Source organism: Micromonospora sp. NPDC005163 (assembly GCF_053599835.1).
In genome coordinates this window covers 26,847-42,284 of sequence record NZ_JBSFYP010000061.1, presented here as the reverse complement: position 1 = coordinate 42,284, position 15,438 = coordinate 26,847, and the positions used below count along the sequence as shown (strand labels likewise).

At 68.4% G+C, this 15,438-nt stretch carries 13 protein-coding genes and 5 pseudogenes; 6 read left to right on the top strand and 12 right to left on the bottom strand.

What is annotated here, in order from left to right; genetic code table 11:
• Positions 1-138 precede the first annotated feature (138 nt).
• From ACWD6N_RS29940 to ACWD6N_RS29925, 4 genes and pseudogenes are all read left to right on the top strand, one after another.
• Positions 139-684: pseudogene (locus ACWD6N_RS29940) on the top strand (IS6 family transposase); the annotation flags it as partial.
• Between the two features lie 369 nt (positions 685-1,053).
• Positions 1,054-1,251: pseudogene (locus tag ACWD6N_RS29935) on the top strand (transposase); the annotation flags it as partial.
• Positions 1,232-1,588 (top strand): transposase, encoded by a 357-nt coding sequence (locus tag ACWD6N_RS29930; RefSeq protein WP_450005526.1) that lies wholly within the window; start codon positions 1,232-1,234, stop codon positions 1,586-1,588. The pseudogene ACWD6N_RS29935 and the gene ACWD6N_RS29930, both read left to right, overlap by 20 nt.
• 527 nt (positions 1,589-2,115) lie before the next feature.
• Positions 2,116-5,622, top strand: coding sequence for a S8 family serine peptidase (locus ACWD6N_RS29925; protein WP_450005524.1), 3,507 nt, complete (start codon positions 2,116-2,118; stop codon positions 5,620-5,622).
• Positions 5,623-5,682: 60 nt separating this feature from the next.
• Here ACWD6N_RS29925 and ACWD6N_RS29920 read toward each other — a convergent pair whose 3' ends face one another.
• The 4 genes from ACWD6N_RS29920 to ACWD6N_RS29905 all read right to left on the bottom strand — a co-directional run bounded on the left by ACWD6N_RS29920 (position 5,683) and on the right by ACWD6N_RS29905 (position 7,906).
• The gene (locus ACWD6N_RS29920; protein ID WP_450005522.1) at positions 5,683-6,666 is read right to left on the bottom strand and encodes a helix-turn-helix domain-containing protein; all 984 of its coding nucleotides are present in this window, start codon (positions 6,664-6,666) and stop codon (positions 5,683-5,685) included.
• A gap of 226 nt (positions 6,667-6,892) precedes the next feature.
• Positions 6,893-7,318, bottom strand: a complete 426-nt coding sequence (locus ACWD6N_RS29915; RefSeq protein ID WP_450005520.1) for an HsdM family class I SAM-dependent methyltransferase — start codon at positions 7,316-7,318, stop codon at positions 6,893-6,895.
• Positions 7,319-7,379: 61 nt separating this feature from the next.
• The gene (locus tag ACWD6N_RS29910) at positions 7,380-7,739 is read right to left on the bottom strand and encodes a hypothetical protein (protein ID WP_450005518.1); all 360 of its coding nucleotides are present in this window, start codon (positions 7,737-7,739) and stop codon (positions 7,380-7,382) included.
• Positions 7,736-7,906 (bottom strand): hypothetical protein, encoded by a 171-nt coding sequence (locus ACWD6N_RS29905; protein ID WP_450005516.1) that lies wholly within the window; start codon positions 7,904-7,906, stop codon positions 7,736-7,738. Before ACWD6N_RS29905 ends, ACWD6N_RS29910 begins: the two co-directional genes overlap by 4 nt.
• Before the next feature lie 42 nt (positions 7,907-7,948).
• Here ACWD6N_RS29905 and ACWD6N_RS29900 point away from each other — a divergent pair.
• A pseudogene (locus tag ACWD6N_RS29900) lies at positions 7,949-8,200 on the top strand (hypothetical protein); the annotation flags it as partial.
• Positions 8,201-8,205: 5 nt separating this feature from the next.
• Here the strand turns inward: ACWD6N_RS29900 and ACWD6N_RS29895 are convergent.
• The 4 genes and pseudogenes from ACWD6N_RS29895 to ACWD6N_RS29880 all read right to left on the bottom strand — a co-directional run.
• A pseudogene (locus tag ACWD6N_RS29895) lies at positions 8,206-9,528 on the bottom strand (IS1634 family transposase); the annotation flags it as partial.
• A 13-nt stretch (positions 9,529-9,541) separates the two neighbouring features.
• Entirely contained in the window at positions 9,542-10,318 is a 777-nt protein-coding gene (locus ACWD6N_RS29890) for an RNA-directed DNA polymerase (Reverse transcriptase) (protein ID WP_450005514.1), read from the bottom strand.
• Between the two features lie 190 nt (positions 10,319-10,508).
• Positions 10,509-10,733, bottom strand: a complete 225-nt coding sequence (locus ACWD6N_RS29885) for a hypothetical protein (RefSeq protein WP_450005512.1) — start codon at positions 10,731-10,733, stop codon at positions 10,509-10,511.
• Between the two features lie 305 nt (positions 10,734-11,038).
• On the bottom strand, positions 11,039-11,719 hold the full coding sequence (locus ACWD6N_RS29880; protein WP_450005510.1) for a hypothetical protein: 681 nt from the start codon (positions 11,717-11,719) through the stop codon (positions 11,039-11,041).
• A gap of 28 nt (positions 11,720-11,747) precedes the next feature.
• Between ACWD6N_RS29880 and ACWD6N_RS29875 the strand changes: the two genes are divergently transcribed.
• Positions 11,748-12,713, top strand: a complete 966-nt coding sequence (locus tag ACWD6N_RS29875; RefSeq protein WP_450005509.1) for a maleylpyruvate isomerase family mycothiol-dependent enzyme — start codon at positions 11,748-11,750, stop codon at positions 12,711-12,713.
• 26 nt (positions 12,714-12,739) lie between these two features.
• Here the strand turns inward: ACWD6N_RS29875 and ACWD6N_RS29870 are convergent, their stop codons facing one another.
• From ACWD6N_RS29870 to ACWD6N_RS29855, 4 genes and pseudogenes are all read right to left on the bottom strand, one after another.
• Positions 12,740-13,096 carry a hypothetical protein gene (locus tag ACWD6N_RS29870; protein ID WP_450005507.1) on the bottom strand — a complete coding sequence of 119 codons (357 nt, stop codon included), beginning with the start codon at positions 13,094-13,096 and terminating at the stop codon, positions 12,740-12,742.
• 116 nt (positions 13,097-13,212) lie between these two features.
• Positions 13,213-14,196, bottom strand: coding sequence for an ISL3 family transposase (locus tag ACWD6N_RS29865; RefSeq protein ID WP_450005505.1), 984 nt, complete (start codon positions 14,194-14,196; stop codon positions 13,213-13,215).
• A 70-nt stretch (positions 14,197-14,266) separates the two neighbouring features.
• A complete protein-coding gene (locus tag ACWD6N_RS29860; protein WP_450005503.1) occupies positions 14,267-14,749 on the bottom strand; it encodes a hypothetical protein in 483 nt (160 codons plus the stop codon).
• A 51-nt stretch (positions 14,750-14,800) separates the two neighbouring features.
• Positions 14,801-15,238: pseudogene (locus tag ACWD6N_RS29855) on the bottom strand (DDE-type integrase/transposase/recombinase); the annotation flags it as partial.
• Between the last annotated feature and the right edge of the window lie 200 nt (positions 15,239-15,438).

Genomic DNA, 15,438 nt, shown 5'->3' with positions numbered 1-15,438 from the left:
TCGGTCAACACCAGCGGTGCGGTAGGGCGCCCGGTTCGTGCCATCACCTCACCCTACACCAACTTATTAGGCGAATTTCCGGCGCAGGACACTAGTACGGCAGCCGCCAATTGCTAGCTGACCAGGGCGTAGTCGCGATTCCGGTTCCCCGCGGAGGTGATCGTCGTCGCGGTCCGCTGGTACCTGCGCTACAACCTTTCCTACCGGGACGTGGAGGAACTCCTGGCTGAGCGCGGTGTCGAGATTGACCACGTCACCGTGTTCCGGTGGGTGCAACGGTTCACCCCGCTGCTGGCAGACGCCGCCCGGTTCGCCCGCCACTCCCCGGGTGACCGGTGGTTCGTCGACGAGACCTACGTCAGGGTCAACGGGGTTTGGCGCTACGTCTACCGGGCGGTCGACCAGCACGGGCAGGTCATCGACGTGCTCGTCTCGGCCCGCCGTGATGCCGCCGCAGCCCGGCGGTTCTTCCAGCGCGCACTGCGGATGCTGAAGGTGACGCCCAGCGAAGTCGTCACCGACGCCGCCCCGGTCTACCCCGCCCTGCTCGACGACCTGATCCCCGCGGCCTGGCACCACGTCGAGCGGCACGCGAACAATCCGATCGAGGCCGATCACAGCCAGCTCAAGCACCGGTTACGACCCATGCGCGGACTCCGGACCGACCCAACCGCACAGGTGATCATCACGGCTCAACGAAGTTGATGGGGGTCGGCTGATGCCGCCGGTCTGTCCGAGGTGGACCCTGGTGTGAGGGTGCCCGTGGCTCTTGGTGATCATCTTGTTGTCGAGGCAAGCTGATCACAACAGAAGAGCCACGGGCATGGTTGAGGATACGACGCGGCTGTTGGGCCTTGCCGGTCTGGCGGTCGTCGGGGTTGTCGACGGGCCGGTCGGTCCGGTGGTGGACCTGGTGACCGCCGATGAACGGGCGCGGCGGTGCCCGGAGCCCTCTGTGGCAACCTTGGAGAAGGCGGCTTGAGCTGCTGAAACTCTGACCCGTGAGGGCGTGCGAGGAGATCCACCCCTGTGACATCGCATCACCCGGTACCCGAAAACACGAACGGGCTGCTGCGTCAGTACTTTCCGAAGGGCACCGACCTGTCGAGGTGGTCCAACGAGGACCTCGAGGCCGTCGCCCTCGCGGTCAACAACCGGCCCCGCAAGATCCTTGGCTGGAAGACCCCGGCCGAGGTCTTCGCCGAGCAACTACGCTCACTACAACAGCCCCGTGTTGCAACGACCGATTGAACTCGCCAACTACACGTCTTTCCGCTTCGCGCAACGCTTGCAGGACAACGGGATCCTGCCATCGATGGGCTCGGTCGGCGACTCGTACGACAACGCGCTGATGGAGAACTTCTGGTCGACGTTGAAGATCGAACTTGTCTACCGCACGAGCTGGCGGACCCGCGACGAGGCCGAAAACGCGATCTTCGCCTACATCGACGGCTGGTACAACACCCGCCGCATCCAGAAGGAACTGGGCTACCTCAGCCCGAACGAGTACGAAACCGCCTGGCACACCCGCCAGAGCAACCCAGCCGAACCAGCTATCACCACCCCTGCACCAGCCGGCAGCAGGTAACCACCGCTCCATCAAAGCGGGGGGAACTCAGTTGCTCTGACGGGTTGAACTCAAGTCTGGCGATCTCACCAAACCATTTCCGGCTCCCCTGACGCGGGCTCCGCGACATTGGAGACGGTGACGCCCTCTCTGTAGAACACGATGTCTGCCGTTCATGGGCCCGTTACGAGGAGAGCCGGTAACGGGCTCTGTCGTGTGTGACCTCGCCTCGGAGCCGATGAGAGGACGACCTTCCGGGGCGGCTTCCCCGGTCGGGTGGTCGGCGCCGTCGCTTGCCAACGGCCCGCAGGGTGAACGATCTCCCACGAGCGCAGCGGTGAGCGATAAGGCTGGATGTCGCCATGTCGCACAGTCGCCAGGTCCGATCCATTGAGCTGAATCACCCGAGCTGTGATCTTTAGCCCAGCCACCGACCTTTTCGCGTGGCACGAATCCTTCGTGTCAGCGTACCGACCCATGCAGCTAGGAGCACCTGGATGCACATGAGCAGACACCGCAGAAGCCAGGGAGTGAAGGAGACAGCACGGATGCTGAGACGTCCACACAGGAGACAGCTCGCCAGATTACTGGTGAGCGCCGGTGCGGCGATTGCACTCGCCGCGACAAGTCTGGCCACCGGGACGGCTGCCCAGGCGGCCGGGGCGGGGGCCACCTCCCCGTCGGACAAGATCCGCCCGGACCTCGCGAAGCAGCTCGAGGCCAAGAGCGCGGGCGACTTCTGGATCCACTTCAAGAAGAAGGCCGACCTGAGCAAGGCCAGCGCCATCAAGGACTGGAATGAGCGGGGCACCGCCGTCGCGGCGGCGTTGAAGAAGACCGCCGCGGAGAGCCAGGCCAAGATCCGGGGCGAGCTCGACAGCGCGGGCGCGAAGTACCAGACGTTCTGGGCGACCAACGCCATCAAGGTCAGCAGGGGCTCGCTGACCATGGCTCAGAAGTTCGCTGGGCACGACGAGGTCGACGGCCTGTTCGTGCCGATGGAGTACAAGGTGCCCGAGGTCACCGAGGGCCAGAGCGAGAAGACGGCGAACGCCCTCGAGTGGGGCATCGCGAACATCAACGCCGACGACGTCTGGTCCCAGTACGGCGTCGACGGTGCGGGCATCACGGTGGCGAACATCGACACCGGTGTCCAGTTCGGCCACCCGGCGCTGGTGAACTCCTACCGGGGCAACAACGGTGACGGCACGTTCGACCACAACTACAACTGGTTCGACGCCGCCGGCACCTGCGGCGCCACGCCCTGCGACAACAACGGCCACGGTACGCACACGATGGGCACGATGGCCGGCGCGAACCAGATCGGCGTCGCACCGGGCGTCAAGTGGATCGCGGCGAACGGCTGCTGCCCGAGCGACACCGCTCTGTTCGCCTCCGGTCAGTGGATGCTTGAGCCCACCGACCTCCACGGTCAGAATCCGGACGCCAGCAAGCGGCCGAACATCATCAACAACTCGTGGGGCAGCACCCTGCCCTCCAACGACCCGTTCATGGAGGACGTGACGCTGGCCTGGGACGCCTCAGGCATCTTCGGGGCCTGGTCCAACGGCAACAGCGGTCCGGCGTGCCAGACCAGCGGCTCGCCTGGCAGCCGGATCAGCACCTACTCGGCCGGCGCGTACGACATCGACAACAACATCGCGAGCTTCTCGGCTCGCGGTTCGGGCCAGGACGGCCAGATCAAGCCGAACATCTCGGCGCCCGGGGTGAACGTCCGGTCCAGCGTTCCGGGCAACGATTACGCCACCTACAGCGGCACCTCGATGGCCGCTCCCCACCTGTCGGGAGCGGTCGCATTGCTGTGGTCGGCAGCGCCGGCGCTGATCGGTGATATCACCGCGACCCGTGCGCTGCTAAACAACACGGCGGTCGACAAGGAAGACCTCCGGTGCGGTGGAACCGCGGACGACAACAACGTCTACGGCGAGGGCCGGCTCGACACGCTGGCACTCATCGAGGCCGCTCCGATCGGCGACACCGGCACCCTGGCCGGCACCGTCACCGACGCGGCGACCGGCGACCCGATCGCCGGTGCGACCGTGGCCCTGACCGGCAGGATGGAGCGCTCGCTGACCACCGGGGCGGCCGGGAACTACTCGTCGCTGCTGCCGATCGGCGATTACCAGGTCGCCGTGTCGTCGTTCGGCTATGAGACCAAGACGGTGCCGGCGACGGTCACCGTCGACACACTCGGGACGCTCAACGTCGCGCTGACGGCGGAGCCGCGGGTCACCGTCAGCGGAGCGGTCACCGACGGTTCCGGCCACGGCTGGCCGCTGTACGCGAAGGTCAGTGTCGAGGGGTCAGGGATCTCCGACTACACCACGCCCGCCGACGGTCACTACAGCTTCGATCTGCCGACCGGGGCGACGTACAGGGTGAAGGTTGAGCCGCAGTACGCGGGCTACGAGACGGTGACCAAGAAGGTCGTCGTCGGCTCGGACAACGTCACCGAGAACGTTTCTCTGACGGTCGACGGCACCGCCTGCACCGCGCCCGGATACGACCAGGCCGACGTCGGCGGGACGACTTCCTGCGCCCCGGTGCCCGGTGGACTGGTGATGGGCACCGTCACCGACGCCAACACCGACGCCGGCGTCACCGGCGCCATCGTCACCAGCGACGAGGAGTCGAGCACCACCGCGAACTCGCTGGCCGAGGGCGCCGACCCGAAGGTGGGGGCGGGCTTCTACTGGCTCTTCTCCGCACTGACCGGCGAGCACCGGTTCACCGTCGCCAAGACCCGCTACACGAGCGGTTCCGCCACCGTGGACGTGATGGCCGACGGGGTCACCACGGCCGACCTCGAACTGACGGCCGGCCAGATCACCGTCGACACCGACGCGATCAGCAAGAACGTCTCCGGGGGCGAGCAGGGCACCGCCACGGTGTCTTTCCGGAACACCGGCACGGAACCCGCCGCGGTGCGGCTCGGTGAGCGCAGCGGCGCCCCGACTGCCAGCCAGTGGGCGCAGATCCCCGACTACCCGACGACGATCCAGGACAACTCGGTCGGCTACCACGACGGGATCGTGTACTCGGTGTTCGGCTGGACCGGCAATGGCCAGACCGGAGACATGTACGCGTACGACCCGGACCGGGGTAGCTGGACGAAGATGGCCAGCCCGTCCGGTCCCCGGGAGAACGCCGCCGGCGAGTTCATCGACGGCAAGTTCTACGTCACCGGCGGTTGGGATCCCAGCATCAACAACGTCGCCAAGCTGGAGATCTACGACCCGTCGACGAACACCTGGTCCACCGGCGCGCCACTGCCGAAGCCGTACGCCAACATGGGGCACGCGGTGCTCGACGGCAAGCTGTACGTCGTCGGTGGCTGCATCCTCAGCTGCGGAATCACCGACGTCCAGGTCTACGACCCGCAGACCGAGACCTGGACTGTGGCCGCGTCCTACCCGGAGGCGGTGTCCTACCAGGCCTGCGGGGCACTCGGCGGCATCCTCTACTGCGCCGGCGGCACCACCTCGACCGGCCAGGTTCGGCACTCCTACGCCTACGACCCGGGAACCAACTCGTGGTCGCGGATCGCGGACCTGCCGATCACCCTGTCCGGCTCCGGGTACACGGTGGCCAACGGTCTGTTCCTCGTGTCCGGCGGTATCACCAGCAACGCGACCTCGGTGACCCGGCAGGGCTTCGCGTTCGACCCCGTCACCGGACGGTGGACCGGACTGCCGATGGCCATCGGGGGCACCCGCGGCGGATCCACGCTCGGGTTCTACCGGATCGGCGGAGTTCAGGCGCTGGGCAGAGGGCCGGTGGCCACGGCCCAGGTACTCGCCGGGTACGACCAGGGCGAATCCGCGGACATTCCGTGGCTGGCGGAGAGCCCCACCCGGCTGACCCTGCAACCAGGCAAGAAGGTGAAGGTCACCGTCACGGTGGACGCCAGCGACCTGCCGGCCACGCATGTCGGCGACTACTCCGCCGAGATCGCGGTGCAGACGAACACGCCGTACCCGACGCCGACGATCCCGGTGTCGATGCGGGTGGCTCCGCCGAAGAAGATCAAGTGACCCGGTCCTGACCGATTTGCCGTCGTGCCCGCCGGATGAGTCCGGCGGGCACGGCCCGGGTCAGAGCCAGCCACGATGGGCGGCCTGCCAGACGAGCTGGAGGCGGGTCCGGACACCGGCCCGCTCGGTCAGGCCGTGGATCCGGCGCTGCACGGTACGCATCGAGGTACCCAGTTGGGCCGCGATCGCCTGGTCGGTGAGGCCGGCCAACAGCAGCGACAGCAACTGCCGGTCCTGCGGCGACGGAACCGTGGCGGATCCGGCGGCCGGCACCGGCCCGTCCGCCCCGACGGCCAGCGGCGTGGCCGTCGCCCAGATCTGCTCGAACAGTGCGGCCAGCGCATCCAGCAGACCGCTGGGATGGACGATGATGGCCGACGGTTCGTCGGGCGACGGCAGCGGCGACAGCGGAATGATCGCCGAACGTCGATCGACCAGAACCATCTTCACCGGTAGGCCGATCGCCGCCCTGGCCCGCTCGCCGCGGCGGAGGCTGGGACCGATCTCGTACGGGTCCCCCGGCAGCTCCAGGAGCGCGGCGTCGTAGACCACCCGGTAGTCCACGCCGGCGTCCAGTGCCGTCTGCGAGGCCGCGGTCTCGGTCGGGGGCACCGCCTGCATCGGCTCCCGCAGCAGACCCAGCACTTCGTGGGTGGCACTGAGCTGTAGTTGGTCGAACCGGTGGGCGACCGCCTCTCGTCCGTACACCACCTCGATCAGCTCGTTGGCGTCGTGCCGGGCCGCTTGACTCCGATACTCCTCACTGAGCTGTCCGATGGCGCTCTGAATGGACTCCAGCTCCTGCTGCCGTTGCCCGAGCAGCGGGCCGAACGCGAGTTCCGGCGGGGTGGCCCGAAACCGCCCCCGCCGGGCCGGCACCCGGTTGACGAGTCCCTTGCGCTCCATGGCGTGCAGGTGGTTGGTGACCTCGGCGGGCAGCATGCGCAGCTGCTCGGCTAGATCCTCCGGCGAGGCGGAAGGCAATCGCACCAGGAAGCGATAGATCCGTCCTTCCGGCGCATCCAGCCCGACTGCCTCTAACATCCTGCCCGCACCCTCCCTGCCAGCGACCCGCCATCACCGCCGACTGTCGGTCCAGCGGGATGGCACGCATGATATGCGCGCCGACGAGCGCGCGGCACCGAGGGATGCTTCGGGTAGATGCGCTGTCATGACCGGACGCGTTGCTGGTGCAAGCCGGCCTCGTGATCCGCGAGTTCGCGGCGAGCCGATGGCACGACGCCACAGCGTGTACGTCGGGGAAAGGTGCTCACCCGACGGCCGCTGATTCCCGTGAGGACGTACTCTGCGCGAGGGAGTCTCGATAGTGGATTTGGGGCTTCTCTACGCCGTGCAGCAGCATGTTCATGCTGCTGATGCGCAGCATCGTCCCGTCGAAGTCGAAACCGTGGAACATGTCTTCGTGGAAGTGCTTGCGCTGCTTCGCGTCGTGGAGCGCGTCCGGGTGATAACAGCGCAGGTACTCGCCGGCTTCCAATAGGAAGCCGGCGGTGCCGCAGGCCGGGTCGCAGATCTTGTCGTCCGGCGTGGGTCGCATCATCTCGACCATGAGCTGGATGATGTGCCGCGAGGTGCGGAACTGGCCGTTGTGTCCGGCCGTCGGAATCTTACTCAGCATGTACTCGTACAGGTCACCCTTGGTGTCTCGCTGAGTCATGTCGATGTCGTCGAGCATGTCGACCACGCGGGACAGGCGTCCCAGACGCGGTCAATCTTGTTCTTCAGCTCACCGGTGGTCACGTAGCTTCGGTCCCCACGCCGTCCGCAGTGTGGAGTTGACCTTCGTAGGCTAGTGCTGTCGGAGCCTCGTCCGGCATGGGGTGTTGGGGCGAGTTGTCCGCCGATGAACGCACCAGCGCCCAGCCGATGAACCGGTCGAAAAGCTGGCGGGGCGCGGGCGCCTCGTGCGGGTTGAGCAGGTGCAGGTCGGTGGCCGCGTCGTGCAGCACGCTGCTCAGGTAGAGGCAGAGCGCCACCTGGCTGCCGGCGTACTCGCGGGCCAGGCTGAGCCGGGCCCCCGCGCAGGGCCAGGGCGCGGTGCGGGCGCGGCAGAGCCAGAGCGGACGCAGCGGCAGGTGCAGCGGCGTCGCGGTCACCGGTGGCCGCCGTTGGCGCGCCACGTCTGCGCGGGCGTGAGCCGGCCGACCCGGCCGACCTGCGGGTTGGCCCGGGTGGCCTCGTCCCACCACCGGGTGTTGCGCGGCGGGTTGGGCGGCTCGGTGGGGACCGGCGCGTGCCGGTCCGGGCAGACGGTCCAGCGCAAGCCGCACGGGCACCAGCGCCGCAGGCCGCGCCAGGTCCGCCGGTGCCGGGGAGCAAGGGGTACGGGCGGGAGGTCGTGTGTCGCGCCTGCGGCCATCCTTGGCCGTGTGGTGACGCCAAGCTCGCGCTGCTGGCCGAGTACGAGCGGGATCAGGTGAGCCTGTTTGTATACTTGGCCGGCCTTCTCGGTGACGCCGTCGACGACCTGGGCAAGCTGCGGCCGGATGAGATGCCCGCGAGCGGTGGACTGTTCGATCGGTTCCTGTCGTGGCCGAGTCGAGGTAATCCCGCCTATTGGGGGCGCACGTACCGGTTCCGCTTCACCGGTGTCCTGCCCGCGACGGCGTTCTCGGCCTTGGCGACCTGGGCGTCGATCCTCGCAGGGTGCGCCGGGCCCGGTTGGCGCGGTACTGGTAGAAGATCGTGTGATCGCGGCGCTTGTCGGCCGGTCCGGCCGGCCACGGCTGGACGAACACGTGCCCGTCCGGTATCTCGGCGTCGGGGTGGGCGTCGTGCCACACCTTGACGACGTAGGGCACGTCGGGAACGCGGGCGCCGAGGATGAACGACAGCCCGGCGGCTTCAATCGCGCGTTGGTTCGCCTCCGACACCATCCCGGCATCGGCGATGACGGTGACATCCGGCAGGCTGTGCGCGTCGAGGAAGGCCCGCAGGACCGGCATCATGGTGCTGGTCTCGGCCCGGTTGCCCTCGAACGCGTGCACCATCAGCGGGAACCCCGCCCCGTCGGGTGAGCAGACCGACGGTGATCTGCGGTTCGAGGCGCCTCTCCTTGGAGAACCCCGGCTCGCGGAACCCGTCACCTTCGTCGGCCTCGAAGTACAACGTTGTCACGTCGTAGAGCAGCAACGTCGCCGGCCCGAGGCGCACATGCTCGGCGCAGGCGCGTGCCAGCCGCGCCCGCCACGGACCACCGGCCGGATCAGGCTCGGGCCCAGCGCCGTCCTCGACCGGCACACCCTCGGTCTTCCCGCCGGCGTCGCAAGCCTTGCCTCCCGTGGCATACAGCCGCAGCCGCCGCTTGTTCGTCGCGTACGACGGCGCCCACGCGCCGGCCTCGTCCAACACCCGCACCGAGTCGAGCTTGCTGGTCGGTTCAAGGATCCTGGCCAACACCAACGCCTTGAACACCTCGTCCTGCTCGGCAGCCGCGGTGCTGGCGGTCCATTCCCAGACGTTGCCGGCCAGCTCCAGCACGCCGTGCGGCGTAGCACCCGCCGGGCACCGGCCGACCAGCTGTGCGACACGTGGGGACTGTCCGGCCCCCGTGAGCAGGGCACGGTCAGGGGTCCACGGTTCGTCGCCCCACGGATAGAGGCGGCGACTCGGTCCGGCGGCGATCCATTCCCACTCCACCGACGTGGGCAGGCGCCCGCCTGCTTCGGCGGCGAGGTGGACGGCGTCGTCGTAGCTGATGCCGGTGATCGGCAGGTCGGTGTCGCCGACACCGCATTGCGCGGCGGTCAGCGGCGTCTCCGCGACGAGGAGGTCCGGCACGGGACGGGGTTTGCGGGCGTCGCCGTAGAGGCAGGTACCGGCAGGGACGTGTACCCAGCGGACGGTGCGGGAGCCTACGTCCGGTCCGGTGCGCGTGATGGTCATCGGTGGGCTCCTTTCATCCGTCGATGAGGAACAGGTCTTCGGTGTTGGCCTGATGCGGCGGCCGGACCCGGCTCTTGCGCGGATGCGGCTGCATCTGCCCACTGGCGAGGGCGGCGGCGAGGGCGTCGAACGCGGCGAACGCGGCGAGCTCGTCCGCCTCGAAGATCAGGTAGTTGTCCGCGAACCGCACGACCGGCCAGCCGGTGAGCACGGCGTCGACCTGGGACAGGCGCAGGTGAAACAGCACCGGCCACAGGCCGCTGCCCGGGACGAGCGGCGTCGGCAGCGCCTCGACGACGCGGCGGAACAGCCGCAGGAACGAGCCGTCGACCACGTGGACGGCAAGCCAATCCACGAACTGTTCGCTGCTGCCCCCTGCCGAGGCACCGGCCACGTCGACATCGGCGACCCACTGCCGGCCCGCCGCCAGGTGCTGCTCGGCTTGTCGCAGGGCGGTGATCCGGTTGCGGCGCGGCCGGTACGCCGACACCCAGTCCGCCAGGACGTGGTGCTCGATGATCGGCTCGACTGCGCGACGCATCGCCCGGTGCACGATGCGGTCCTCCACCGTCGGGATCACCGCCGGGAACACCTTGCCCGTGTAGGAGGTGATCTCCACGTGCCGTAACGGGCCCGGCTCCCACGTCCCTGTCCGCAGCCGGTCGGACAGCTCACCGAGACGCGGTCGTAGCCCGCTGCGGTAGGCGGCCCAGGTAAGGCCGTCAGCACCCGGTGCGCCGGCACGGCGCATGCACAGCCGGGCCGCTGCCACCAGATGCGGCAGGTCCACCAGGTACGGTATGAGGGAGTGCGCTGGGGACTGCACAGGTGGGGCTGGTTGGGCTATCGTGGGTTTCGCTTGGACGGCAGGAACGATCCCGCCGCCGACGATCGCAGGGCCGCTCCCCCACACGCGCGGCCCGTCACGGCGGGAACGACGGCCCCGTCCAAGCCCAGCCGACGGGCGTGAGTCCGGTGATTCAGCGGCCACGGGTGTCCTCCCACAGCAACACGTGCAGGCGGCTGCTCAGGTGCCAGCCTCTGGCTAGGACCGCGTCCGCGAGGTCCCGCATTCCGGTCAGGACCGCATCGCTGGTGGTGCCTTCGGGCATCACCCACACCGGGTCCAGCCCGAACCGCTCCTGCAGGTGGCCTCCTCGGCGTCCGGGGGTGGGACAACGACCGTCTCCCACAATCATGTCCATCGAACGCCATCCACGTGAAGAAGAGACGGCGCAACTCAGGCGATTCCCTCCCCAGGCTCGGCCCCCGCGCACCACACCGCCGGTCGGCGGTGGCCGCCGAGCGGCTGCCGCCCGTACGGCGGACTCATGTGCACGGCTGCGGTGGCCGGGGCAAAGGACCGTCGGGGTGACCACGCCCTCCAGAACCGTTGCCAGCGCCAGGCCGGCCGCCCATCGAACGTTTGGTAGCCAGCGAACCGCCCGGTTACCCGGCCACCGCGCCCGTACAGCACGCGGTGGCGGTCCGGTATGCCCGCGGTGTTGTCCTACTCGGCTGGGCTGGCCTGGCGGCGGCGCAGCGTACGGATCCACCCCTGAGCGGCGTGCCGGGGCACGTCGTAGTGGTCGGCGACAGCCGCCACGCTGCCAGCCTGCTGATACACCGACTCGAGATCATCCGGTGACCGCCGGTACACACGACCCGTGCCCGGGGACGCCTCGCCCTTCGCGGTCTGCTTGGTGGCTTTCCGCCCCGCGGTCCTGGCCTTGGATCCTGCCGCGGCTTTCCGCCCACCCGCCCGGGTCGCGCCGGCGGCCGGTGCTTTCGCCCGCGCCGCCTGCTTGGGAACAGCGACCTCGGTCGCATCGCTGTTTTTGGGGTCGGTCGTGGCCGGCTCGGCAGCGGTGGACGTGGTGGCGGCGACAGGCTGTTCCGCCTCGGTGTTGACGATGGGCACCTCGTCAACTGATACGCGAGCGGGTGCCTCGTCGGCCGCAGCAGCAGGCGACACGGTTAACGCCTGCTGGCCGCCGACGGCGGGCGTGACCGCCTTGAGCAGCAGATCCAGATCGACCGCGGGAATCTGGCCCGCGGTCAGCCCGTCCCCCTCACCGGCGCGTACCACCAACTCGGTGATGCGCGCGGTCGCGCCGTTCAACTCGGCCCTGACGGTTGTGGTCGCCTGGCTGGGATCGTCCGCGGCGATGGTGATGGTGTAGGAACTCACGAACTGCCTCCTATGTAGGGCAACGGCCTTGTCGCCTCTCGCGCGAACCATCCCCGACAGGACGACAGGACTTGGCCTTCCCGATGCGGTATTCGGTGACAAAGGGCAGGAGCTATCGCATGCCCTGTGCGCTGCGGCCGGACTGGCAGACGAAGGCCCGTACCTGTGCCTCTATGGCTGGCTGACCGGCGGCCGCCGTCGGCGCGTTGCCCACTACCATGCCGCCATGCCGACATACCTGAGCATGGAAGACCACCTTGAGGCCCTCGTCCGTAGCGGCGCCGCCTTGCGTCGGGCCGCCGCCGCAGCCGGGTTCGATGCGAAGGTCCCCACCTGCCCCGGTTGGAATGTCACGGACCTGGTGACCCATCAGGGCATGGTGCACAGGTGGGCGGCGGCGAACCTGCGCGGCGACACCGACCACAACACCTCCGCGTCAGAAGCCGAGGCCCAGGCGTCTGCCGACCTGCTCGGCTGGTATTCGAACGGCCTCGCCGCCCTGGTCGACACGTTGCAGGCTACGGCGGATGACGCCCAGGCGACGGTGTTCCTCAAGGACGCCCCACCGCCGCGCCGGTTCTGGGCGCGACGCCAGGCCCACGAGACGACCATCCACAGCGTCGACGCGGTGTCGGCCGTGCATGGACGGTGGCCGGGAGCAGTGGACGTGGACATCGATTCGGTGCTGGCTGCCGACGGCATCGACGAGCTCCTGACAGGCTTCATCGCCCGAGGGAAGGGCCGGCTGCACTCGGCCGAGCCGTACACGGTGATCGTCAGGACCGACGACACCGGCCATGCCTGGACGGTACGGATCAGCGAAGGGCCAATCGTGACGACCCCAGGCGAGACCGAACGGCCGGACGTGGTGTTCTCGGGCACCGCGGTGCAGCTCTACCTGAGCCTCTGGAACCGGGCCAACGAGATCGCAACGCAGGGCCGAGCCGACGTCCTCGAGCAGTGGCGCTCACAGACCCGCATTCGCTGGAGCTGAAGTTACAGAAGTTCCATATCCGGCTGTCAGTGCAGCTCGTTCGGCGCTGTCGATGAACCGGTAGGGTCCGGGGTCGACGGGTGGGGTCTCCCTCTCCCGCTCACCGCCCGGCAACGCGCCGGACAGTCTGAAGAGGACGCGTTCGCCCGAGGTGCCTGCGGCGGAGTCTTGATCACGTCGATGCCTTCGGCCGCGAACACCGTGTCGAAGGATGCCGTGAACTTCGTGTCGCGGTCGCATAGCAGGAACCGCAGGCCAGCAGCGCGCTGGTCGAGGTCCATCAGTAGATTCCGTGCCTGCTGGGCCGCCCACGGGCCGATCGGGTGGGCGGTCGCCCCGGCGATGTGGACTTGTCGGGTGGCGATCTCGATGAAGAACAGCACGTAGACCCGCTTGAGGAGAACGGTGTCGACCGTGAAGAAGTCACACGCCAGAATCGTGTGGGCCTGGCCGGTCAGGAAGTGCTTCCAGGTCGCCCCCGACCGCCGCGGCGCCGGGCCTACCCCGGCCTGATCTTGATGAGTTCCCGGAACTGTTCCTTGAGCACATACGCCCGATACAGAGGCCGGTTGGTGGTCTGGATCGAGGCGAGGGTGGCCTTCTGCGTGTCCGACAGCCGATCCGGGTTCTTCCGCAGCGCCCACCGCGCGCCCTTGAACGCCTTGGACTCCTCGGTCGCGCCGCCTTTGCCGCCGCGTAGCTGGTTCCATACCGCCCGGCGGACCTCGTCGAGGGCGTCGGTGATCCAGCCGACCGCGTGGAACGCGTCCAGGCACCGGATCGCCTGTGGGGCGTGTTCGGCGACCACGTCGCCGATCCACCCGGCGCCGTCGGCCGACACGTGCGTCAACCGCTCGCCCCGTTCGGGTCCCAGCGCGGCGAAGAACTCTTCGACCGTCTCCTTCTTGCGGCCCTCGCCGCTCCACACCATCCGGCCGCTGTCGTGGTCCACGACGATCACCAGATACCGGTGACCCTTGCGGTAGGCGACCTCGTCGATCCCGATCCTGGTCAGCCTGGCGAGACGGTCGACAGCACCAGCCCGCTCGGCTACCACCCTGGTGATGATTCCCGACACCGCCCGCCACGTGGTACGCAGCAGTTCGGCGACCGTCGACGCCGGCGCGTGGGCGGCCAGCCACGCCGCAGTGTCATCGAAGCCGGTGGTGAACCGGGAGTCGTTACGCGCCCACGGCACCGCGACCACCGTCGGCCCGTGCTCACCGCAGTTCACCCTCGCTGCGTCGCCGACCAGCCAGACCCTCATCACGCCCAGGTCCAGAGCGCGCCACCACCGGCGCCCGCCGCCCCGGTCGTACCACGGCGCGCGTACCTGGCAACGCCCACACCGCCGCGCGGCTTTCTTCCGCGGCCGCACCGACACGATCAGGTACTCGCCCGCGTCGTCCTCGGCGACCTGCACCGCCTCGATGACGGTGCGTTCCAGCCCCAGCAGCCGATGGAATAGTCTTGCCCCCAGCACGCCGTGTTTCCGATCTTCAGTTCCCGTGTCTTAGCAGCTCAGGAACCTAGACGAGACACGGCGTGCGCTGTCATCCGGGGTCAGAAGTCACCCACGAGACCGGCAGTAGAAGCAGTTTCTTCCACACGGTGCTGGCCGCTACTCGATGACCCAGGCCGACCAGTTCGCCCTGGATACGCCGATGCCCCCACGACGGATTCTTCGCGGCGATTCGCAGCACCAGCTCACGGACCTGCTTGGCCACCGGTGGCCGACCGGGCGGCGCATGCGGGTACGCCCACCGCCGGGCTAGCAGCTCACGGTGCCACCGCAACAGGGTGGCCGGGGTGACGAAGAACGCTGACCAGCGCGGACGGGGCAGCAGCCGTGACAACACCGCCAACACCACCCGGTCGGCCGGCTGGAGATCTGGGCGGTGCACCTGTCGGCGCAGCACCGCCACCTCGTGGCGTAACACCAGGATCTCCACGTCCTTGGCCCCGCCGTCCCGGGCGATCTGGGTCAACATTTGCAACACCTGGCGGAGCAGCAGGTACACCAGCGACGTGGTCATGACCACGAGCATGCCGGTCACACCGGTCTCAACCTCACACAGAACCGCACTTCACACGCCCGAACCGAGTATTCGAGCCCCACAGGCTATCCGCCGAGCGGGAGAGGCGTCGACGGCGAGTTCGTAGTGCCCGCGGCGTAGGTTCTGCATGAAGGCATGTCCGGCGATGATCACCTGTGCTGTCGTGTCCGTCCGTAGCCCGCGCATCGGTTTCAACCGGTGTTTGAGCCGGCTGTGATCAGCCTCGATCGGGTTGTTCGCGTACTGCTCGACGTGGTGCCACGCCTGCGGGATCAGCTCGTCCAGCACGGCGGGGTAGACCGCGGCCGCGTCAGTGACCACCTCGCTGGGTGTCACCTTCGACGCCGACAGCGCCCGGCAGAAGAACCTCCGGGCCGCGTCGGCGTCGCGGCGGGCCGAGACGAGCACGTCGATGACCTGCCCGTGCTGGTCGACCGCCCGGTACACGTACCGCCAGACGCCGTTGACCTAATGAGAGCTACCGGGTCGACCTTCGGGCAGACTCCGGTTCGGTAGCCGCCGGTGGGTGAGCACTGCGTTGACCGGGACGCTTGCAGTCCTATGTCAAGATCGTGCCCCTGCTGGTGGTCGGGAGACCAGACCGCTGATGGGATGTCGTGCCCGCTGACTTGGGCGTGAGCACTTGTTCATTAGATTGCTGGTAGTTC